Origin of the sequence: Bradyrhizobium sp. SZCCHNRI20481 (assembly GCF_032485055.1) — a bacterium.
GTDB lineage: Bacteria > Pseudomonadota > Alphaproteobacteria > Rhizobiales > Xanthobacteraceae > Bradyrhizobium.
The window spans coordinates 76,276-97,483 of sequence record NZ_JAUEUE010000020.1; the positions used below are offsets into that span (position 1 = coordinate 76,276).

At 66.0% G+C, this 21,208-nt stretch carries 17 protein-coding genes; 11 read left to right on the plus strand and 6 right to left on the minus strand.

The annotated features are described in order from the left end of the window. Positions 1-43 precede the first annotated feature (43 nt). Entirely contained in the window at positions 44-1,657 is a 1,614-nt protein-coding gene (locus QX132_RS28420; protein WP_315734988.1) for a phosphoenolpyruvate carboxykinase, read from the minus strand. A gap of 608 nt (positions 1,658-2,265) precedes the next feature. Beyond that, positions 2,266-2,991, minus strand: a complete 726-nt coding sequence (locus QX132_RS28425; RefSeq protein ID WP_315735716.1) for a HugZ family protein — start codon at positions 2,989-2,991, stop codon at positions 2,266-2,268. 214 nt (positions 2,992-3,205) lie between these two features. Here QX132_RS28425 and QX132_RS28430 point away from each other — a divergent pair, with 214 nt between their 5' ends. From QX132_RS28430 to QX132_RS33095, 6 genes are all read left to right on the plus strand, one after another. Then, positions 3,206-3,907: a response regulator transcription factor gene (locus QX132_RS28430; RefSeq protein ID WP_006611449.1), complete on the plus strand. Its 702-nt coding sequence runs from the start codon at positions 3,206-3,208 to the stop codon at positions 3,905-3,907. A 228-nt stretch (positions 3,908-4,135) separates the two neighbouring features. Continuing rightward, positions 4,136-5,941 carry a sensor histidine kinase gene (locus QX132_RS28435; protein WP_315734990.1) on the plus strand — a complete coding sequence of 602 codons (1,806 nt, stop codon included), beginning with the start codon at positions 4,136-4,138 and terminating at the stop codon, positions 5,939-5,941. Continuing rightward, on the plus strand, positions 5,938-6,399 hold the full coding sequence (locus tag QX132_RS28440) for an HPr kinase/phosphatase C-terminal domain-containing protein (protein ID WP_315734992.1): 462 nt from the start codon (positions 5,938-5,940) through the stop codon (positions 6,397-6,399). Before QX132_RS28435 ends, QX132_RS28440 begins: the two co-directional genes overlap by 4 nt. Before the next feature lie 195 nt (positions 6,400-6,594). Then, positions 6,595-6,996 (plus strand): PTS sugar transporter subunit IIA, encoded by a 402-nt coding sequence (locus tag QX132_RS28445; RefSeq protein ID WP_315734995.1) that lies wholly within the window; start codon positions 6,595-6,597, stop codon positions 6,994-6,996. Beyond that, a complete protein-coding gene (locus QX132_RS28450; RefSeq protein WP_315734997.1) occupies positions 6,993-7,322 on the plus strand; it encodes an HPr family phosphocarrier protein in 330 nt (109 codons plus the stop codon). Before QX132_RS28445 ends, QX132_RS28450 begins: the two co-directional genes overlap by 4 nt. An 87-nt stretch (positions 7,323-7,409) precedes the next feature. Next, positions 7,410-7,664 (plus strand): putative immunity protein, encoded by a 255-nt coding sequence (locus QX132_RS33095; RefSeq protein WP_410052908.1) that lies wholly within the window; start codon positions 7,410-7,412, stop codon positions 7,662-7,664. Between the two features lie 327 nt (positions 7,665-7,991). On the opposite strand, the gene QX132_RS28455 is transcribed toward QX132_RS33095, so the two are convergent. Beyond that, positions 7,992-9,596, minus strand: coding sequence for a glycosyltransferase family 39 protein (locus tag QX132_RS28455; RefSeq protein ID WP_316163422.1), 1,605 nt, complete (start codon positions 9,594-9,596; stop codon positions 7,992-7,994). 116 nt (positions 9,597-9,712) lie between these two features. On the opposite strand from QX132_RS28455, the gene lepA reads away from it, so the two are divergent. Beyond that, positions 9,713-11,524, plus strand: coding sequence for a translation elongation factor 4 (gene lepA, locus QX132_RS28460; protein ID WP_315735001.1), 1,812 nt, complete (start codon positions 9,713-9,715; stop codon positions 11,522-11,524). Between the two features lie 149 nt (positions 11,525-11,673). Further along, positions 11,674-13,641: a methyl-accepting chemotaxis protein gene (locus tag QX132_RS28465; RefSeq protein WP_316163423.1), complete on the plus strand. Its 1,968-nt coding sequence runs from the start codon at positions 11,674-11,676 to the stop codon at positions 13,639-13,641. An 18-nt stretch (positions 13,642-13,659) separates the two neighbouring features. On the opposite strand, the gene QX132_RS28470 is transcribed toward QX132_RS28465, so the two are convergent. Further along, entirely contained in the window at positions 13,660-14,058 is a 399-nt protein-coding gene (locus QX132_RS28470) for a rhodanese-like domain-containing protein (RefSeq protein WP_316163424.1), read from the minus strand. A gap of 97 nt (positions 14,059-14,155) precedes the next feature. Here QX132_RS28470 and ftrA point away from each other — a divergent pair, with 97 nt between their 5' ends. Continuing rightward, the gene (gene ftrA, locus QX132_RS28475) at positions 14,156-15,187 is read left to right on the plus strand and encodes a transcriptional regulator FtrA (protein ID WP_315735007.1); all 1,032 of its coding nucleotides are present in this window, start codon (positions 14,156-14,158) and stop codon (positions 15,185-15,187) included. Here the strand turns inward: ftrA and QX132_RS28480 are convergent. Continuing rightward, the gene (locus QX132_RS28480) at positions 15,161-17,380 is read right to left on the minus strand and encodes a putative bifunctional diguanylate cyclase/phosphodiesterase (protein WP_315735009.1); all 2,220 of its coding nucleotides are present in this window, start codon (positions 17,378-17,380) and stop codon (positions 15,161-15,163) included. The two genes, ftrA and QX132_RS28480, sit on opposite strands and share 27 nt — an antisense overlap. A 393-nt stretch (positions 17,381-17,773) precedes the next feature. Here QX132_RS28480 and mepA point away from each other — a divergent pair, with 393 nt between their 5' ends. Both mepA and QX132_RS28490 read left to right on the plus strand, forming a co-directional pair. After that, the gene (gene mepA, locus QX132_RS28485) at positions 17,774-18,715 is read left to right on the plus strand and encodes a penicillin-insensitive murein endopeptidase (RefSeq protein WP_316163425.1); all 942 of its coding nucleotides are present in this window, start codon (positions 17,774-17,776) and stop codon (positions 18,713-18,715) included. 175 nt (positions 18,716-18,890) lie between these two features. Beyond that, a complete protein-coding gene (locus QX132_RS28490) occupies positions 18,891-19,409 on the plus strand; it encodes a hypothetical protein (RefSeq protein WP_316163426.1) in 519 nt (172 codons plus the stop codon). A gap of 3 nt (positions 19,410-19,412) precedes the next feature. Here QX132_RS28490 and QX132_RS28495 read toward each other — a convergent pair whose 3' ends face one another. Then, positions 19,413-21,206, minus strand: a complete 1,794-nt coding sequence (locus tag QX132_RS28495) for a potassium/proton antiporter (protein WP_315783953.1) — start codon at positions 21,204-21,206, stop codon at positions 19,413-19,415. Positions 21,207-21,208 lie beyond the last annotated feature (2 nt).

Below are 21,208 nucleotides of genomic sequence, written 5' to 3' on the forward strand. Positions count from 1 at the left end.
GGGGTCAGCCGCAACGCGACCGCCCCCTTTGACGTTTGCAGCCCTACTCCGCCGCCAGCTTCAGATCCGGCGCGGCGTTACGGACCTCGGCGTCGACCTGGGCTTCGAACTTGGCGAAGTTCTTCTGGAACATGCCGACCAGGGCGCGCGCAGTCTTGTCGAACTCGGCCTTGTCCTTCCAGGTGTTGACCGGGTCGAGGATCTCGGTCGGCACGCCCGGTAGCGCGGTCGGCACCGCGAAGCCGAAATATTTGTCGGTGCGGAACTCGACGTTGCGCAAGCTGCCGTCGAGCGCCGCCGTCAGCAGCGCACGCGTCACCTTGATCGGCATGCGCGAGCCCGTGCCGTACTTGCCGCCGGTCCAGCCGGTGTTGACCAGCCAGCAGTCGACATTGTGGTCGGCGATCAGCTGCCGCAGCATGTTGCCGTAGACGGACGGATCGAGCGGCAGGAACGGCGAGCCGAAGCAGGTCGAGAATTCCGGCTGCGGCTCGGAGCCCAAGCCGCGCTCGGTGCCGGCGACCTTGGCGGTATAGCCCGACAGGAAGTGGTACATCGCCTGGGCCGGCGAGAGCTTTGCGATCGGCGGCAGCACGCCGAAGGCGTCGGCGGCGAGCATCACGACGTTCTTCGGATGCGGCGCGCGGCCGGTGCGCGAGGCGTTCGGGATGTAGTCGAGCGGATAGGCCGAGCGGGTGTTCTCGGTCTTGGAGCCGTCGTCGAAATCGGGAACGCGCGTATCCTCATCGAGCACGACGTTCTCGAGCACGGCGCCGAAGCGGGTCGACGCCGCGAAGATCTGCGGCTCGGCTTCCTTCGACAGCTTGATGCACTTGGCGTAGCAGCCACCCTCGAAATTGAACACGCCGGACGGACCCCAGCCATGCTCGTCGTCGCCGATCAGGGTGCGGTTCGGATCGGCCGACAGCGTGGTCTTGCCGGTGCCGGACAGGCCGAAGAAGACCGCGGTGTCGCCCTTCGGCCCGACATTGGCCGAGCAGTGCATCGGCATCACGCCGCGCTCAGGCAGATAGTAGTTGAGCGTCGTGAACACGCTCTTCTTCATCTCGCCGGCATAATAAGACCCGCCGATCAGGACGATCTTGCGGGTGAAATCGATCGCGACGACGTTCTGGGAGCGCACGCCATGACGTTTCGGATCGGCACGGAAGCTCGGCATGTCGATGATGGTGAGCTCCGGCACGAAGGTGTCGAGCTCGATGGTCTCGGGGCGGATCAGAAGGGTGCGGATGAACAGCGAGTGCCAGGCGAGCTCGGTGAAGACGCGCGTCTTGATGCGGAAGGTGGGATCGGCGCCGCCATAGAGGTCCTGCGCGTACAGGGTCTTGCCTTCGGCGTGCTTGATGAAGTCCTGATGCAGCGCCTCGAACTGCTCGGGCGTGATCGCCTGGTTGCCCGCCCACCACATCTTTTCGGTGGAGGCGTCGCGCACCGTGAACTTGTCCTTCGGGCTGCGACCGGTGAACTCGCCAGTATCCGCGCACAGCGCTCCGTCGGCCGACAGCACAGCCTCGCCCGCCGCCAGCGAATACTGATAGAGCTGAGGAGCGCCGAGATTCCAGTGCACCTGCTTGAGGTTCTTTAAGCCGAACTTGTCGGCACCGAAGGCGCCGTTGCGAATACCCGTCTCTTGCACGAAGATCCCTCCTGAGAGCCCGCATCTGTTGCGCGCAGTCGCGCGCGTTGCGCGGTGACCGTTGCCGTTACATCGCCTTATCGAAGCGCGGTCGCCGACCTAATACTGATCAACGCTGGTCTTGCCAAGACGATCCGGCCCAATTGGTTATTGGCAAGCCGTGATGCACGTAGCTCATGTTTTGCCGCGTCATGCACATTCCAGCGGCAGCCGCCTGCGCTCCGCCGAGATGCTGCAACGCAACAGATATATCAGCGCGGTTGGGTTTCACGAGAACGACGAACGACGCTCAAATCGACGAATTCGCGTGGGCAAGCGAAGACCGAGCGACGAAATGCGTCGGTAATTAGCCGTGTCGTCGCCCACCCGATCAGCCAGCTTCCATTCACGATTGTCTCGCGCTTGCGGGATCACTTAATCCGATTCTCCCGGCCGCGACGTCAACGAGCTCACTCGCGCCCACGCCATGGGTTTGCGCGGCGCTCACCTTCTGCTGGGCAGGGAGCGTGCACATCGAGCTTCACCACAAACTGCGTTCATGGGTGAACTTCACGGTCTTTCGTCACGAGACGATGAGCACAGCCATCAAAGCCCGCTCGAACTACACCTCACTTCGCGCGTGCCTCGTCAGCAAGCCTCACCAGCATCTTGCGCAATGCCCCGGGCGTGGTCACGCGCTCGGGAAACTCCAGCCGCAGCGTCCTGCCGTCGGCCATCAGATCCAATCCCTCCGGGTCACAGCCGCTACACCGCCACTCCGCGGCTTCGGCGCCGAGCAGCGTCGTCGCGTAGAGGGCGAGCGCCTCGCGATGATCTTCGTTCATGTGATCGACGGCGCCCTGCTCTGCCAGAATCAGTTCGTCAGCATCGGATATATCCGTGAGAAACTGCTCGGGCTTGAGATCGACGATGCGGCCGAATCCGGCGACGAGATGCGTGCCTGACGGGCGAATCACGAAGAACGAGAAGTCGGCGAAATCCGCGTAGTCCGCAGCAGACGGATGCGCATTGAGATACCGACGGCGCAGCATCTCGCGATTGTCGTCGCTGGCCTGCTCGGCTTTTCCCGACAGCATGATGCGCGAACCTTCGAGCGGATCGCCGGGCGCGCGTTCATCGAGCATCAGCGACACGCGCGAATCGGCAAGTACATTCCTGGTGTGCACGGCTAATCGCGAGATCAGGATGATCGGAGCACCATCGGACGCAGTGGCGACATTGACCAGCGAGCAGTAGGGATCGCCCGAGCCAACCATCAAGGTTGCAAGTGCGCCCTGCCGGCTCCGGCGCAGCAGGGAATGCGTCACGCGGTTAGGGTTAAAGCTCGCAGACATCATCTTTCCCTCGTCCAAGCAGTTGCAATGAAGGCCTTTTTTCGGCTAAACGGACCACAAACTTGGGCGGGGCACAAACTTTGCCATGCTATTTGTGGAACTCGGTCACACTTCAGCCCAGCTTGCATTGCTCGTTGACCATGTTCGAAGCCCAGTTATGCGGCCCTTAGCTCGATTCTCGTGTCTCGGCTAACCAGACTCTGAAAGCAGGCTCATGCCCACAATCGCCTTGGTCGATGACGACCGTAACATTCTGACATCCGTCTCGATCGCGCTCGAGGCCGAAGGCTATCGCATCATGACCTATACCGATGGTGCATCGGCGCTCGACGGATTCCGGACCAGCCAACCCGACCTTGCCATCCTCGACATCAAGATGCCGCGCATGGACGGCATGGAGACGTTGCGGCGGCTGCGGCAGAAGTCCGACCTGCCCGTGATCTTCCTCACCTCCAAGGACGAGGAGATCGACGAGCTGTTCGGCCTGAAGATGGGTGCGGATGACTTCATCCGCAAACCGTTCTCGCAGCGCCTGCTGGTCGAGCGCGTCAAGGCCGTGCTCCGTCGCTCGCAGCCGAAGGATCCGACGGCGCTGCCGAAGGAGAACGACGCCAAGGCGCTCGATCGCGGCCTGCTGCGCATGGATCCGGAGCGTCACACCTGCACCTGGAAGAACGAGCCGGTCACGCTGACCGTCACCGAGTTCCTGATCCTGCAGGCGCTGGCGCAGCGTCCGGGCGTGGTCAAGAGCCGCAATGCGCTCATGGACGCGGCCTATGACGACCAGGTCTATGTCGACGACCGCACCATCGACAGCCACATCAAGCGGCTGCGCAAGAAGTTCAAGATGGTCGATGAGGAGTTCGAGATGATCGAGACCCTCTACGGCGTCGGCTATCGCTTCAAGGAAACCTGAAACGATAGCTCTGAAGCAAGGGACCTGAAGCATTGCCTTGCGCGACGTCATGCGAAATTGCGCGCTGACGTCGCGGTCTCGATTGGATAGGCTACGCCTCCTGCGCGTTTGTCCGAGCGCAGATGCCGGAACGGGGCCATTGTTGCGGCGAATTCGGGTGCGGCAAGTCGAGTTCTCACGGGAATTCGCCGCACGACCCCTACGAAATTCGGAATCGGAGCACTCACATTGCTCGATCGCACGCAGCTTGACCCAGCCGTGAATGCCCACGACGCCGCGGCGACGATCGCGTCCGAGGCGGCGGACGAGACCCCGCAGGTCTCCGGCTGGCAGCGTCCGCTGAGCTGGCTGCGCCGCGCCGGACAGTTCCTGTTCGCGCTGTCGTTCTCGAGCCTCACCCGCCGCATCGTCTCGCTGAACATCGCCGGCCTGCTCGCACTGGTTGCAAGCATTCTGTACCTGTCGCAGTTCCGCGCCGGACTGATCGATGCGCGCGCGCAGAGCCTTCTGGTGCAGGCCGAGATCATCGCCGGCGCCATCGCCGCCTCGGCCACGGTGCAGACCAACACCATCACCATCGATCCCGAGCGCCTGCTCGATCTCAAGCCCGGCGAGAGCTACGGCGCGCCGGACGAATATTCGCCGCTCGACTTCCCGATCAATCCGGAACGCGTCGCGCCGGTGCTGCGCACGCTGATCTCGCCGACCAAGACCCGCGCACGCATCTATGACCCGAATGGCGGCCTGTTGCTCGATAGCCGCAATCTCGAGAACGTGCTGCGCTTCGACCTGCCACCGCCGTCGAGCGAGAAGCCCGGCTTCGTCGAGCGCGCGCTGATCTCGGTACGCACCTGGCTCAATCGCGGCGACCTGCCGCTGTACCGCGAATATGGCCCCGAGAACGGCAACGGCTACGAGGAAGTCGCCGACGCGCTGAAGGGCCAGAAGCGCAGCATGGTCCGGGTCAATTCGCGCGGCGAGGTCATCGTCTCGGTCGCGGTGTCGGTGCAGCGCTCGCGCACCATCCACGGCGCCTTGATGCTGTCGACGCAGGGCGACGACATCGATCAGATGGTCACCGCCGAGCGTCTCGCCATTCTGAAGGTCGGCGGCGTTGCCTCCGCGGTCATGATCGTGCTGTCGCTCTTGCTCGCCAGCACCATCGCCGGGCCGGTGCGCCGGCTCGCCGACAGTGCCGAGCGGGTCCGCCGCCGCATCAAGACCCGCGTCGAGATTCCCGATTTCACCCGCCGCCGCGACGAGATCGGCCATCTCTCCGGCGCGCTGCGCGACATGACGGACGCGCTCTACAACCGCATCGAGGCGATCGAGATGTTCGCCGCCGACGTCGCCCACGAACTCAAGAACCCGCTGACCTCGCTGCGCTCGGCGGTCGAGACCCTGCCGCTGGCGCGCAACGACAACAGCCGCGCCCGCCTGCTCGCCGTGATCGAGCACGACGTGAAGCGGCTCGACCGGCTGATCTCCGACATTTCCGACGCCAGCCGGCTCGATGCCGAGCTGCAGCGCCAGGACATGACCCTGGTCGATCTGCGCCGCCTCCTGAACACGCTGACCTCGGTCGCCAACGAGACCAAGCTCGGCACCGACGTCGCCGTCGAGGTCCGGTTCGAGGGCCGCGGCGCCAACGACACGTTCTCGGTGCCCGGTCATGATTCGCGGCTCGGCCAGGTGATCTCCAACCTGCTGTCGAACGCGCAGTCGTTCTCCGCCGCCGGCGGCAAGGTGCGCATCACCTGCCGGCGCGTGCGCTCGGAGATCGAGATCACGGTCGATGATGACGGTCCAGGCATTCGCGAGGACGCCCTGCAGCGCATCTTCGAGCGGTTCTATACCGACCGGCCGCACCAAGGCTTCGGCCAGAATTCCGGCCTGGGCCTATCGATCTCCAAGCAGATCATCGACGCCCATGGCGGGCGGATCTGGGCCGAGAACCGGCCCGGCCCGGTCGACGCCGACGGACATCCGACCTCAGCCGGGGCCCGCTTCATCGTCCGGCTGCCGGCGTCGTGACGAACGAAGCGGCGAGCATCCATGCGTCTGCCGTCCAGGTGGGGGAACTGGCCGTCCTGATCCGGGGTCCCTCCGGGTCCGGCAAATCCCGTCTCGCCTTCGATCTGATGCTCGCCGGACGCGCGGGACAGCTGCCGCCGACGGTTCTGGTGGGCGATGACCGTGTTCATCTCGCCACACGCGGCGGGGAAATGTGGGTAAGTCCCGCACCCGCTCTGGCCGGACTGATCGAGATCCGCGGCCTTGGAATCCGCGCCTGCGACCATGTGTCGGAGGCGAAACTGGGGCTGGTGGTCGACCTGATGGCCGAGGATGCCGCCCGCCTGCCGAACGCCGAATCGCTTCGCATTCATCTCAACGGTATCAAATTGCCACGCATACCGGTTGGGCCGGGTTTTCCACCCCTCCCTTTGGTTGTAGCGGAGCTTATTACCACTCCGACTTTCATGTTCCGGTAATCTTTCGGCCGATTGTGTGGAGCAAATTGGTAACCATATCAGCCCCACTATCGCGACCGATTAGACCGCCGCCAGCTCCCATTCTGTATGCCAGAATCCGGGAGGCTCGCGAATATGCCCTCTTGCGCGGGGGCTCCGGATGGTCAAAGTGGCGCGTTCGTGCGGTGCACCCAAGGCGCCCGCGAGGAGTATCCGATGATTGGCCTGGTACTGGTGACCCATGGGCGCCTCGCCGACGAGTTCAAGGCGGCGCTGGAACACGTCATGGGCCCTCAAAAACAAATCGAAGCGGTCACGATTGGCGCCGACGATGATTCCGATCTCTGTCGCAGCGACATCATCGAAGCCGTGAACCGCGTCGACACCGGCGACGGTGTCGCCATTCTCACCGACATGTTCGGCGGCACGCCTTCGAACCTCGCCATCTCCTGCATGAGCCGGCCCAAGGTCGAGGTGCTCGCGGGCATCAACCTGCCCATGCTGGTGAAGCTCGCCAAGGTGCGCGAGGAGCGCTCGCTGCCCGACGCCATCGCCATGGCGCAGGAGGCAGGACGCAAATACGTCACCATCGCCAGCCGCGTGCTCGCCGGCAAATGAGCGACGAGGACGCCCCGCAGGACAACGTCGCCGGCCCGGCGGTCCCTGCCGGAGCCCTCTCGCGAGAGCTGCTGATCACCAACAAACGCGGCCTGCACGCGCGGGCCTCGGCGAAATTCGTGCAGATGGTCGAAAAGTTCCAGGCCGAGGTCTGGGTGACGCGCGGCGGCGAGACCGTCGGCGGCCGCTCGATCATGGGCCTGATGATGCTGGCGGCGGCGCCGGGAACCAAGATCCTGGTCTCCGCCACCGGGCCCGAGGCGGAGGCCGCGCTGCAGGCGATCACCGACCTGGTGAACGACAAGTTCCACGAAGAAGGCGTGTGAGGGACTCCCGAACCTCGCTTTGCCTGCCGCAATGGGCATTCTACCTGATGTGCGCCTATCCTCGCATAGCGACGCGGTAAGGATGGCATGTCCAATAGCGCCATTCGGCTGAGCGAGGCAGACCTGCGAGCCGTGGCTGAATACGCAGCCCTCTCTGCACTTCCGGCGCTGGCGATCTTCGAACGCGACCGACCGGATGATCTTCGCGCACGAGCCGCAATACAGGCCGCCCGGAGCTTTGCGAGCGGCGGGAGTCGGAGCAAATCCCTACGGGATAGCGCGTGGGCGGCGCAGCGGGCGGCAATCGAGGCCCGCGATGAAGGGGTTGCGCGCGGCCTATGAGGCCGCTCGCGCTGCCCTCGCCGCGGCGGGCGCGGGCTTTCTTCATCCCCTCCCGAACCCTTCCCAGGTCAAGCACATCCTCGGAGCTGCCGGCCACGCGGCGCGAGCTTTCGAAATCTCAGCCGGAGACGTTCCCGCCGTCGGCGCTGACTACCTCGCGCGATCACGGCTTCTCGCTTCTCAAGAGGTCGTGGACGTCCTCAGACGTTATCCTGGTGCACCGCCCGGGGGAGGCCGGGTCGGAGAGCTGATCCGCCAGCTCGATACCCTGCTCCGGTGATCGGGAGGCCTCGCGCGCAGGAGCGCTTGGCCGGTACGGCAGCGGAGCTATCTCCCCGGTCCCTGAATATACACCTTCCAAACGATTGCAGGGCCCGCCTGGCCGTGGAAGAAGCGCTGGGTGGTCATCACCAGCGGCTCGGCTTTCGGCGCCTCCTTGGCCATCCAGGCCTCGCAGGCCGCGATGCGGTTGTCGGTGGTGTCGCAGATGCCGATGAATCCCTCGCGCTTGAGGTCCTCCAGCGTGCTCAGGCCGGAACTCCAGGTCTCCTCCGCCGTGGTGGGCACCGTGAACGGCCGCGGGTGGTCCGGGCTATAGAAGGTCATCGGCGTGTTCATCTCGGAAAAGCCGGCCACGAGGGGCCAGGGCGAGCCGAACCGGGCGTGCCAGGCCTTGGTCAGCTCCCGCGCCAGCTCCGAACGGGCGCCATAGCCGGTGGCGCCGTTCGGATTGGCGGCCATCTCGCGCCGGGCAATCCAGGGCGAGGCGATCAGCGTGAGCAGCGACAGGACGAGCCAGACGGCGGCGAGCCGCGGCAGCATGACCGATCGCAGCCGCAGCGCGGGGATCGCGACCAGGGCCAGCGGCACCAGGAAGAACAGCGAGATGCCCCAATCGGTCTTCATGTAGATCGTGAAAGCGAGCCCGCCGAGCGGCGGCCCGACGGCGACGATCGCCTGCACCAGCCAGACATTGATCGCCTGGCTTACATTCACGCCGGGATTGGGACCGCCGCGCCAGTTGCGGAAGGCGAATCGCGGCGGCCAGGCCATCACCAGCGCCGCCAGCGCCACCGGCAAAGCCAGCAGCGCCAGATTGTGGCCGACATAGCCGAGCACGAGCTCGGCAGCCCGGCCGCGGTCCGACAGCGTATAGACATCCCCGGCATAGGTGATGGCGACGAAATCGACCCGCCACAGCCACACCAGATGCGGGATCATCGCCACCAGCATCGTGACGATGGCGACCCAGGGCGCGGGCGACGCCAGGAAGCGCAACCGCTCCGGGTGCAGCAGCGCGACGAGACCAATGGCGCCGATCATGGTCAGCACCCAGTATTTGGTCATCAGCGCCGCCGCGCCGGCGAGGCCGAGCCACAGGCCGGAGGCGGCGCTGCGCTTTTCGAACGCGTTGAGATAGGCCAGCACCAACAGCGGCAGGGTCAGCAGCTGGACCAGGTCGGCGTTGTACTTGAAGCCCTTGAAATTGAAGATCGGGTACAGCGCGACCATCACCACGACGAAGAAGGCGCGGCGGCGGTCGACCACCTTGAGGCTCGCGAGCCAGACGATCACGAGGCCGCTGCCATTCACGGCCATCGCCAGCGCATAGGTCGCCCAGTCCTTGACCGGAAACACTGCGAACCACAGCCCGGCGATCCAGCCCGACAGCGGCGGATGCTTGCCGTAGCCGAGCAGGAAGCGGCTGCCCCAGGCATAGGCCTCGGCGACGTCCATGTGGACGTCCTGCGCTGCCTTCAGATTGGTGAGGATCGCGGTCCATAGCACCGCGTGGACCACCGCGAAGCCGATGACGACCCAGATCGACGTTGCCGGCGCCGTGGCGCGCGCCACCAGCCAGGCGGAGATTCGCCGCGGTTCGAGACGGCCGCGCATGCGCGCCGCGAGAGGCGGGAGAGAGGTACTCGACATCCGCCCTCGGTAGCCTGTTTTCAGCGCCCGGGGAATCAGCTTGCCGTGAAGAAAGGCCCTGGAAATTCAGCAATATGGTTGCTGGTTGGGGGCTTGGGGTGCTATCTGCGCGACCCATGACGACCGCCCCCATTCCCAACATCCGCAACTTCTCCATCGTCGCCCATATCGACCATGGAAAGTCCACGCTCGCCGACCGCCTGATCCAGATGACGGGCGGGCTGTCGGACCGCGAGATGGCGGGCAAGGAGCAGGTGCTCGATTCGATGGACATCGAGCGCGAGCGCGGCATCACCATCAAGGCGCAGACCGTGCGCCTGCGCTATCGCGCCAAGGACGGCAAGGACTACATCTTCAACCTGATGGACACGCCCGGCCACGTCGACTTCGCCTACGAAGTCTCCCGGTCGCTGGCGGCGTGCGAGGGCTCGCTGCTGGTGGTCGACGCCAGCCAGGGCGTCGAGGCGCAGACGCTCGCGAACGTCTACCAGGCGCTCGACAACAACCACGAGATTGTCCCGGTCCTCAACAAGATCGACCTGCCGGCGGCGGAGCCCGAGAAGATCAAGCAGCAGATCGAGGACGTCATCGGCATCGATGCCTCCGATGCCGTGATGATCTCGGCCAAGACCGGCCTCGGCATTCCCGACGTGCTGGAGGCGATCGTCACCCGCCTGCCGCCGCCGAAGGGCGATCGCGACGCCACCCTGAAGGCGCTGCTGGTCGACAGCTGGTACGACGTCTATCTCGGCGTCGTCGTGCTGGTGCGCATCGTCGACGGCGTGATGAAGAAGGGCCAGCGCATCCGCATGATGGGCACGGGTGCGGCCTATGACGTCGAGCGCGTCGGCTTCTTCACGCCGAAGATGACCCAGGTCGACGAACTCGGCCCTGGCGAGGTCGGCTTCATCACCGCCGCGATCAAGGAAGTGGCGGACACCCGCGTCGGCGACACCATCACCGACGACCGCAAGCCGGTGACGGAGATGTTGCCGGGCTTCAAGCCGGCAATCCCCGTGGTGTTCTGCGGACTGTTCCCGGTCGATGCCGATGATTTCGAGACCCTGCGCGCCGCGATGGGCAAGCTCCGCCTCAACGACGCCAGCTTCTCCTTCGAGATGGAAACGTCGGCCGCGCTCGGCTTCGGCTTCCGCTGCGGCTTCCTCGGCCTGTTGCACCTCGAGATCATCCAGGAGCGCCTCTCCCGCGAGTTCGATCTCAACCTGATCGCGACCGCGCCAAGCGTCATCTACAAGATGAAGCTGACCGACGGCGAGGAGATCGAGATCCACAACCCCGTCGACATGCCCGACGTGGTCAAGATCGCCGAGATCCAGGAGCCGTGGATCGAGGCCACCATCCTGACGCCTGACGAATATCTCGGCAGCGTGCTCAAGCTCTGCCAGGACCGCCGCGGCAATCAGAAGGAGCTCACTTACGTGGGCAGCCGCGCCATGGTCAAATACGACCTGCCGCTCAACGAGGTGGTGTTCGACTTCTACGACCGGCTGAAATCGGTCTCCAAGGGCTACGCCTCGTTCGACTATCACCTGACCGACTACAAGCCGGCCGACCTCGTCAAGATGCAGATCCTCGTCAACAACGAGCCGGTCGATGCGCTGTCGATGCTGGTGCACCGGACCCGCGCCGAAGGGCGGGGACGCGCCATGGTCGAGAAGATGAAGGACCTGATCCCGCCGCACATGTTCCAGATCCCGATCCAGGCGGCGATCGGCGGCAAGGTGATCGCGCGCGAGACCGTGCGCGCGCTGCGCAAGGACGTCACCGCCAAGTGCTATGGCGGCGACATCACGCGTAAAAGAAAACTTCTGGAGAAGCAGAAGGAAGGCAAGAAGAAGATGCGGCAGTTCGGCAAGGTCGACATCCCGCAGGAAGCCTTCATCGCCGCGCTCAAGGTGGATAGCTGAGGCGCGGTTCTGCCCCTCTCCGGTTTCATCAGCACGATAGGCTGAAGAAAATCCGGATTCCAAAGCGGAACCAGCGCTCCCGTGCAACTACGGTATTCGTTCCTTAATGGTATTCTGGGACCCTTGCTGCAAAGCAAGGAATGCCCCGAATGTCCCGCCTCCGGTCCATCTCCGCCCGCCTCATTGTCGCGCTCTCGCTCACCGTCGCCATCGCCTGTGCCGTGCTCGGCACCTTCTCCGTCATCCAGCAGCGCGCCCTGACCCGGCTGGCGCTGGAGCAGCAGCTCAAGCTGCAGTTCGACAGCGTGTCGGCCGGCATCGACTATGAAGGCCGCGCCGCGCTGGCGGTCAGCTCCACCCTGGCGGCGCTGCCGCCGATCGCCGATGCCTACCTCAAGGGCGACCGCGACGCGCTGGGCGCCCTGCTCGGCGGCGCCATGACATCGCTGAAGGCGCAAGGCATTCCGCTGGTGAACGTATGGGCGCCGCCGGCCACCAATTTCTATCGCGTGCATGAGCCCAAGGTGTTCGGCGACGACACCTCGAAGCGGCGGCTGACGGTGGTGCAGGCCAACCAGACCGGCCGCCAGATCGCCGGCGTCGAGCAGAGCCGGCTGTCGCTCGGCATCTTCGGCATGACGCCGATCATGCGCGACGGCAAGGTGATCGCGACCGTCGATGTCGGCGCCGCCTTCGGCAAGGAATTCGTCGAGCGCGCCAAGCAGCGCTTCGGCATCGATCTCGCGGTCTACTGGATCGACAACGGGCAGCCGAAGCGGCTGTCCTCGACGTTCGGCGACGAGACCGTCGCCACCCCGGACGAGGTGCTCGCGGTGTTCAAGGGCACGGCGCTGCTGCGCGACGCCACCCTGGCCGGCAAGCCCGCCGCGGTCTATGCCGGCCAGATCAGGAACTACGCCGGCGACCCGATCGCCGTGCTCGAGCTGATCGAGGACACCACGGCCTATGAGGCCGCAGCCAGCAGCGCGCAGCAGCAGCTGATCATCGGCACGGTCGTGATCCTGCTGCTCGCCGTGATCGTCGCGCTGTTCGTCGCCCGCGGCATCTCGCGCCCGCTGGTCGCGATCACCGCCGTCATGCACCGGCTGTCGAGCGGCGACACTGAGGTCGCGATCCCCGGCGGCCAGCGCAAGGACGAGCTCGGCACGATGGCGCAGGCGGTCGACGTGTTCCGCCGCAACATGATCGAGACGGCCAGCCTGCGCGAGGCGCAGGAGGCGACGCAACAGCGCGCCGAGCAGGAGAAGCAGGCGTTGCAGCGGCAGATGGCCGACCGGTTCGAGGCAGACGTCAAGGGCGTGGTGTCCTCGGTTGCCAAGGCCACGGCGGACATGGAGCGCGTCGTCGACGAGATCACGGTCAGCGTCAACGGCACCTCGCAGCGTGCAGCGGCCGCCGCTGCCGCGTCCGAGGAAGCCTCGAGCGGCGTGTCGACCGTCGCCGCGGCCTCCGAAGAACTCGCCTCCTCGGTGACCGAGATCGGCCGCCAGGTCGCGCATTCCAGCAAGGTCGCCGATGCCGCGGTCGTCAAGGCGCGGCAGACCACCGAGATGGTCGGCAGCCTCGCCGCAGCCGCCGAGAGGATCGGCGACGTGCTGCGCCTGATCGACGCGATCGCGAGCCAGACCAACCTGCTGGCGCTCAACGCGACCATCGAGGCGGCGCGTGCCGGCGAGGCGGGCCGCGGTTTCGCGGTCGTGGCCGCCGAGGTCAAGGAGCTGGCCGGACAGACCGCCAAGGCGACGGAGGAGATCGCCGGCCAGGTCACCTCGATCCAGGCCGCGACGTCCGACTGCGTGACCGCCATCGGCGGCATCAGCACAACGATCCAGGAGATCAGCGGCATTGCCGCGACGATCGCCGCCGCCGTCGAGCAGCAAGACTCGGCGACGCGCGAGATCGCGCGCAGCGTCCAGCAGGCGGCGTCCGGCACCAACGAGGTGTCGCAGAACGTCGTCGGCGCCAGTGACGCCGCCGAGCAGTCACGCCAGCTCGCCGACCACGTCATGGTCGCCACGCGCGACCTCGGCAAGCGTGCGAACGACCTGTTCAAAAGCGTCGACACCTTCCTCGCCGGCCTGCGCAAGGCCGCGTAGCTGGCGGGCCGCTTGCGCTCAGCCGCCCGGCGTGAGCGCAAAGCCCTCGTCGAGCCAGCCGGTAATGCCGCCGATCATCATCTTGACCGGCAGCCCGAGCTGCGCGAGGCGGATGGCCGCCCGGTTGGCGCCGTTGCAATGCGGACCGGCGCAGTAGACGACGAAAAGCTCGGTCTTCGGATACTCTGCCATCCGCTCCGCGGTCATGGTCCGGTGCGGAATGTTGATGGCGCCCGCGATGTGGCCCTTCGCGAACGAGGCCGGGCCGCGGACGTCGACCAGGATGAAGTCCGGAGCGGCCGCGCGGAGGCTCTCGTGAACGTCCCAGCAATCGGTCTCGAATCCGAGCATCGCCTCGAAATGCTGGAGCGCCAGCGCTGAGGGAGCGGCGGGTACTTCGGTGACATGCGTGGTCATTGGGTCTCCATGCGGTGATGTAAACAGACCCGAATCTCGCCCGAGATGCCCGGCGCCCCAAGTGACGGATCCGACAAAGTCCGGTAAGTTTCCGCCAATGCCGCCAGCCGCAGCCAGCAGCCATCGTCAGGATCCCGGCCTCGTCGCCGTCATTGCCTATGACGGGCTGTGCACGTTCGAGTTCGGCATCGCGGTCGAAGTGTTCGGACTGCCGCGGCCGGAGTTCGATTTCTCCTGGTATCGGTTCAAGGTGGTCTCGGCCGAGGGACGGCGGTCACGCGCGATCGGCGGCATCGTCGTTGAGGCCGGCGCGCCGCTCGCGCGCCTGAAGGACGCCCGCACGATCATCGTGCCGGGGTGGCGCGATCGCACCGAGCGGCCGCCCGAGCGCCTGCTGCGCGCCATCTCGCAGGCGGCTGCGCGCGGCGCGCGATGCCTGTCGATCTGCTCCGGCGTGTTCGTGCTCGCAGCCGCAGGCCTGCTGGACGGCAAACGCGCCACGACGCATTGGCGGCACATCCCCGACCTGAAGCGGCTCTACCCCCGCATTCAGGTCGAGGAGGACACGCTCTATGTCGACGAGGGCAACGTCATCACCTCGGCCGGCAGCGCGGCGGGCATCGACGCCTGCCTGCATCTGGTCCGGCGTGATTTCGGCAGCAAGGTTGCGAACACCGTTGCGCGGCGGTTGGTGATGCCGCCGCACCGGGACGGCGGGCAGGCGCAGTACGTCGTCGCACCGGTCCAGGCGCGCCCGGGACGGACGATCGGCGAGGTCATGGACTGGGCGCGTGCGCGACTGGCGCAGCCGATTGCGATCAGCGCGATGGCAAAACGCGCCGGGATGAGCGAGCGGACCTTGCTGCGGTCGTTCAAGGACAGCACTGGCGCGAGCCCTGCAGCCTGGCTGCAGCAGGAGCGCATGGCGCGGGCGCGGGAGCTGCTGGAGACTGCGACGCTCTCCCTGGCGGACATCTCGGCGCAGTGCGGCTACCGGTCGCTCGAAACGTTTCGCGTCGCTTTCCGTCGCATCGTCGGAACATCGCCCGCGGCGTATCGCCGGCGCTTCGAGGCGCGCCCGACATCAGCCAGCGTCGCTCGCTCAAGCCACCAGCGCGTTGCCAGATGAGGCACCGTCCATGGCATCTCGCTGCGCCTGCAACAGCCGGACGATGTCGACATTGGGCCGGGGCCGGCTGAACAGATAACCCTGCCCTTCATGGCAGCCCTCGGCGCGCAGGCAGCGCAGCTCGGCCTCGGTCTCGACGCCCTCGGCCGTGATGATGACGCCGAGCCCCTTGCCGAGGCTGACGATCGAGCGGACGATCGCCTGCGCCTCGCGATTGGCGGCGAGATCGCGGATGAAGGATTGGTCGACCTTGATCTTGTCGAACGGAAAGCTGCGCAGATAACTCAAGCTGGAATAGCCGGTGCCGAAATCATCCATCGAGATGCGGACGCCGAGCGCGCGTAGCGCATGCAGGGTCGCCAGCACCTGGCCGCTCTTTTCAAGCACCAGGGTCTCAGTGATCTCGAGCTCGAGCCGGCTCGGTGGCAGGCCCGACTGCTTCAGCACGTCCATCACCAGCGACAGCACGTTGCCGACGCGAAACTGCAGCGGCGACATGTTCACGGCGACGCGGACGTCGTCCGGCCATTTTGCAGCGTCGCTGCAGGCCTGGCGCAGCATCGCGCGGCCAAGCGCCGAGATCAGGCCGGTGTCCTCGGCGACCGGGATGAACTCCGACGGCGGGATCATGCCGCGCTCGGGATGCGGCCAGCGCACCAGCGCCTCGAACCCGGTGATGCGTCCGGTCGAGAGGTCGATCAGCGGCTGATAATGCGGCTGCAGCACGTCGCGCTGGATGGCCTCGCGCAGCTCGGATTCGATCTTGCGCCGGCTCTGCGCGCGGGCATCCATGCCGGGTTCGAAATAGCTGAAGGTGCCGCGCGTCTCGTTCTTGGCACGCGACAGCGCCATGTCGGCGTTCTTGAGCAGCTTCTCGGCATCGTCGCCGTCGTTCGGCGCCATGGCGATGCCGATCGTGGCGCCGATCGTCACCGAGCTGCCGTCGATGAGATAAGGATCGGCGATCGCCTGCAACAGCCGGCGGCAGAGCTGGGCCGCATCCTCCGGCCGTGCCTGCCCGCCTTGCACCACCGCGAACTCGTCGGAGTTGAGACGGGCGACGATGTCCTCCTGGCGCAGGATCGAGCGCAGCCGCTTGCCGACCCCGCGCAGCAGCCGGTCGCCGACGGCGTGGCCCAGCGTGTCGTTGATCGACTTGAAATTGTCGAGGCCGAGCACCAGCACGGCGATTTTCTCGGAGCCGCGCCGCATCTGGGCGAGCTTGTCATCGATCTTCTGGCGCAGCAGGTTGCGGCTCGGCAGGCCGGTCAGTGCATCGTGCTGGGCCAGGAAGGCGAGCCGCGCCTCGGCGCGCTTGCGTTCGGTGATGTCCATCAGCGCCAGCAGCACGGCGGGCTGGCTGTTGTGGACGAGATGGCGTGAATAGATCGCGAGATCGATCAGGGCGCCATCGGCGCGGACATGCTTCCAGGTGCGCGCCGCCTGCTCCTCGCCGGACTGCTCGCCGGCCCAGGGCGGCTCGCTCTCATAGGCCTGCAGGTTGCGGATGCCGAGCCGCTCGAAGGCGGCGCGGCTGTAGCCGTAATGCTGGGCCGCCGCTTCGTTGACGCCGAGCACGCGCCCATCATCCGTCGCGCAGACGATCATCGGCACCGGATTGCCGTCGAACAGCAGGCGGAACGATTCCTCGCGCTGCTTCAATTCGGTGATGTCGACGCGCAGGCCGACGATCCCGCCATCGCCGGTCAGGCGCTCCTCGATCAGGATGGTGCGGCCGTCGGACAATTTCTGCTCGTGGCGGCCGCTCGGCTGGAACAGCCTCTCCAGCCGCTCGGCGATCCATTCCTCCTCGCGCCCGGCGGCTTCCGGATAGTCGCCCCGCGCCACGCCGACCCGGATGGTGTCCTGCAGCCGCGCGCCGGCTTCGAACAGGTCCGAGCTGCGGTTGTAGATTTCGGCGTATTTCTTGTTCCAGAGAATGTAGCGGCCGTCGGCGTCGAGGAACACGATCCCCTCGGGAAGAATGTCGATCGCTTCGATGAGACGATCATGCGCCTTCTTCGCCTCCGCCATCGCCACTTCGGCGCACTTGCCCGCGCTCTCATCGACGGGGCCGAGGTTGCGCAGGTTGTGCCGCCGCAATTTCGGGCTCGGCTTGACCGGGTGAATTGCATCGCGGGCGCTTGGCACGCGATTGCGCTTTTTTGCCGTGGGTGGCCGAACGGGCCGCATTGCGTGCCTCACTCTCCTTCTCGACGAGCAGTTTTCGGCCACGTTTCTGAAAAAATGGTATCTTGATGCGGAGCACGACAGCCACTGGTTACGGGAATTGGCAGATGCACTCGCGTATTTGGAGAGCTGAGACTTGCGCGGAGGATCAACCAAGGGCTGCGGTACAACCAGCGATAAGTGATGTCGGTTGCCGCAGACCAAAAAAGACCCGCATACCGTGCAATGGCCCAGCACATGGTGTTCATTTACCGAACGAACTCACGCAATTGAGCCGTGTTCAGCCGGTTCCGCCAATCCGGCAGCAGGGTTAAAGTCAGGTTAAAGTGGCTCGAATGCCTGACGTTGACGTAGAATTGGGCATCTCGACCGGTCGGCAGCCGCTACACTCGCTTCATGCATGTCCGCCTGATTCTGGTCGCCATCATCAGTTCGGCCGTCATTGCCGCGACGGCTCCGGCCCATGCCCAGGACAAGGGCAGCGTCGAGCCGAAGGCTCTGCCGCCCTTGGCGCATCCGGACGATCCGGATACACCGGCCAAGGAGCTGTTCGCCCGCAGGATCCTGCCGTCGGCGCAACCGACCAAGGTGATTGGAACCTATAATCGCGGCTGCATCGCCGGCGCCGAGCGAATGCCGATCAATGGCGAGGGCTGGCAGGTGATGCGGCTGTCGCGCAACCGCAATTTCGGTCATCCCAACCTGATCGCGCTGCTGAAACGGCTGGCGACCCGCGCGCACAAGGATGCCGGCTGGCCCGGCATCCTGGTCGGCGACATCAGCCAGCCGCGCGGCGGGCCGGCGCTGAGCGGCCATGCCAGCCATCAGATCGGGCTCGACGCCGACATCTGGCTGACGCCCATGCCCGACCATCGGCTGTCGCGCAACGAGCGCGAGGAGATGTCGGCGGTCATGATGGTGCGGCCCGATCGCCTCGACGTCGATCCGCGCGTGTTCACGAAGGGCCACCTCGCCGTGATCCGCGCCGCGGCGCAGGAGCGGTCGGTGCAACGCATCTTCGTCAACGCCGCGATCAAGAAGGCACTGTGCCGTGACGCGAGGGGGGACCGCAGCTGGCTCACCAAAGTGCGGCCGTGGTGGGGCCACGACTATCATTTCCACATCCGCATGGTGTGCCCGCCGGGCAACCCGGACTGTCATGGCCAGACCGACCAGGAGGGCGGCGACGGCTGCGGCGACCTCGACTATTGGTTCTCGGACGCGGTGCTGCATCCGCCGCCCCCGAAAGAGCCGCCCAAGCCGCCGCAACCGATCACGATGGCGCAACTGCCGCCTGGCTGCCGGGCGGTGCTGCATGCGCCGGACGCCAAGAATTGATGCGACCGAAAGCCGACGCGACGAAGGAGTCGCAGGAGCGGCTGGATCGCTCTCGGATGACGGCGCTCGCACCGTGAGCGCGACGATCGAAGGGGATGACGGTCCCTCCACCTCCTGTTATCGCGGTATCGAAATGCCGCGGGCCGTTGCGCGGCGTAACGGTAGCGAGTCCGTCATGATCCTGATCTGTCCCGCCGTGACTGCCCTCCTCCTCACGCTGGCCGCCAGCACGGTCGCGCTCGCCACCGAGCCGAGCGGCTGCGACAAGTTCAAATGGGACATCGCGCGCGAGCGCGCCGCGCTGACCTCGGCTGACCGCCAGAAGCTCGCATCGGGTGTGGAGATCGCCGCCATTCCTGCGACCGGCATCGTGCTGGAGCTGCGTCCGACGGCTGAGGCCAAGCTGGCGATGCCGCCGGAACGCGCGCCCAAGGACGGCACTTTCGCCGGCCTCACGCGGATCACCGCGGCGCCGAAGGCCGGCGTCTACACGATCAGCCTATCAGCCGCGGCCTGGATCGACGTCGTGCAGGACGGCAAGATCCTCAAGCCGGCCGGCTTCAGCGGCGCCACCGATTGCGACGGCATCCGCAAGACCATGAAGTACGAACTGAGATCGCAGCCCCTCGTGCTGCAGGTCAGCGGCGCGCCGGAGAATACGATCTCGATCGCCGTGCTGCCGGCGGCGGATTGAAGCTCAGACGCCCGCGAGCGACGACCAGACACTGGCCAGCCTGCGCTTCATCCGCTCCTTGCGCGTCAGCACCGGCACATCCTCCTCGTCCTCCGGCAGGCGCAGGCCGACCACGTTGACGCGGCCGCCGGAGATCGAGCGGGCGACCAGCACGATGGTGTCGAGCGCCAGGGTCGCGCCTTCCTTCGGCGCGTTGTCGAGATGGATGTCGAAATAGTCGGCGAGCGTCAGCTTGTCCTCGCCCTCGTCGAGCTTGACGCCATAGATGCCGGCGACCTCGTCGAGCGTATGCTCGGCCGAGACCATGAAGTCGCCGAGCAGATGCGGGTCGGGCGCCGCCGACGGCGGCATGTCGACGAAGAAGCGGTCGAGCGACTCGGCCTTTTCCGGCGGTGCCAGCAGATAGAGATAGTCGCCCGGCGCGATCGGCTCGGCCTCGGGCGGCGACAGAATCTGCTCGTTGCGGATCACCAGCGTCGGCTTCGACCAGGACGGGATCAGGCCGCGGCGGAAGTACAGGCTCTTGGAGCGAATCGAATAGCCGACCAGCTGCTGCTCGAGCTGGCCGGGCAGATCGAGCTCGATGCGGCGCGGGCCCCGATCGGTGCGCGGCAGCGCCACGTGCAGCTTGCGCGCGGCCACGCCGAGCGTCCAGCCCTGCGCGAGCAGCGAGATGATCACGACCACGAACGCGACGTCGAAATAGAGATAGGCCTTGGACAGCCCGACCAGCAGCGGGATCGAGGCGAGGAAGATCGCGACCGCGCCGCGCAGGCCGGTCCAGGCGATGAACGCTTTCTCCCGCCAGTTGAAGCGGAACGGATAGAGGCAGAGAAACACCGCGACAGGTCGCGCCACCAGCATCAGCATCAGCGCAACAGCGATCGCCGGCAGCAGGCTGTCGAGCAGCCGCTGCGGCGACACCAGGAGCCCGAGCAGCACGAACATCACGATCTGGGCGAGCCAGGTCGCGGCATCGAGGAAGGTGACGACAGAGTTGTGCGCGCGGGTCGGCCGGTTGCCGACGATGAGGCCGGCAAGATAGACCGCGAGGAAGCCGGAGCCGTGGGCGATCTGCGCCATGCCGAAGATGACCAGCGCGGCCGTGGTCACGAACGGCGCGTGCAGACCCTGCGGCAGCGCCACCCGGTTGAGGCCGATGACGACGAGGCGCCCGCCGACGATGCCGAACAGCGTGCCGAGCACCGCTTCGCGGACCAGCTCGAACGCGAAATGTCCGAACGAGCCCTGACCGACCGAGATCAGCTCGACCAGCATCAGCGTGAGGAACACCGCGAACGGATCGTTGCTGCCGGACTCCGCCTCCAGCGTGGCGCCGACGCGCGGGCGCAGCCGCAGGCCTTGGGCGTGCACCAGCAGGAACACGGCCGCGGCATCGGTCGAGGCGATGACGGCGCCGACCAGCATCGCCTCGGTCCAGCCGAGGTCGAGGGCATATTTCGCCACCGGCGCGGTGATGAACGCGGTCATCAGCACGCCCACGGTGGCGAGCACCATCGAGGGCGCCAACACGGTACGGATGCTCTGGAAGCGCGTGCGCAGGCCGCCGTCGAACAGGATCAGCGCCAGCGCGACGGAGCCGACCAGATAGGTGGTACGGACGTCCTGAAATTCGATATGACCAGGGCCGGAATCGCCCGCCAGCATGCCGATGACCAGGAACACCAGCAGCAGCGGTGCGCCGAAGCGCAGCGCCAGCAGGCTCGACAGGATACCGGCCATAACGAGGACCGCACCGAGGAGGATGGCAATGCTGACGGCGTCGAGGGATGTCATGA

Bases quoted from the DNA above. Each gene is read 5' to 3' on its own strand.
- QX132_RS28480 (WP_315735009.1), bottom strand. From the start codon at position 17,380: ATGCGGCCCGTTCGGCCACCCACGGCAAAAAAGCGCAATCGCGTGCCA.
- lepA (WP_315735001.1), top strand. From the start codon at position 9,713: ATGACGACCGCCCCCATTCCCAACATCCGCAACTTCTCCATCGTCGCC.
- QX132_RS28445 (WP_315734995.1), top strand. From the start codon at position 6,595: ATGATTGGCCTGGTACTGGTGACCCATGGGCGCCTCGCCGACGAGTTC.
- QX132_RS28455 (WP_316163422.1), bottom strand. From the start codon at position 9,596: ATGTCGAGTACCTCTCTCCCGCCTCTCGCGGCGCGCATGCGCGGCCGT.
- QX132_RS28430 (WP_006611449.1), top strand. From the start codon at position 3,206: ATGCCCACAATCGCCTTGGTCGATGACGACCGTAACATTCTGACATCC.
- QX132_RS28450 (WP_315734997.1), top strand. From the start codon at position 6,993: ATGAGCGACGAGGACGCCCCGCAGGACAACGTCGCCGGCCCGGCGGTC.
- QX132_RS28470 (WP_316163424.1), bottom strand. From the start codon at position 14,058: ATGACCACGCATGTCACCGAAGTACCCGCCGCTCCCTCAGCGCTGGCG.
- ftrA (WP_315735007.1), top strand. From the start codon at position 14,156: ATGCCGCCAGCCGCAGCCAGCAGCCATCGTCAGGATCCCGGCCTCGTC.
- mepA (WP_316163425.1), top strand. From the start codon at position 17,774: ATGCATGTCCGCCTGATTCTGGTCGCCATCATCAGTTCGGCCGTCATT.
- QX132_RS28425 (WP_315735716.1), bottom strand. From the start codon at position 2,991: ATGTCTGCGAGCTTTAACCCTAACCGCGTGACGCATTCCCTGCTGCGC.
- QX132_RS28495 (WP_315783953.1), bottom strand. From the start codon at position 21,206: ATGACATCCCTCGACGCCGTCAGCATTGCCATCCTCCTCGGTGCGGTC.
- QX132_RS28465 (WP_316163423.1), top strand. From the start codon at position 11,674: ATGTCCCGCCTCCGGTCCATCTCCGCCCGCCTCATTGTCGCGCTCTCG.
- QX132_RS33095 (WP_410052908.1), top strand. From the start codon at position 7,410: ATGTCCAATAGCGCCATTCGGCTGAGCGAGGCAGACCTGCGAGCCGTG.
- QX132_RS28490 (WP_316163426.1), top strand. From the start codon at position 18,891: ATGATCCTGATCTGTCCCGCCGTGACTGCCCTCCTCCTCACGCTGGCC.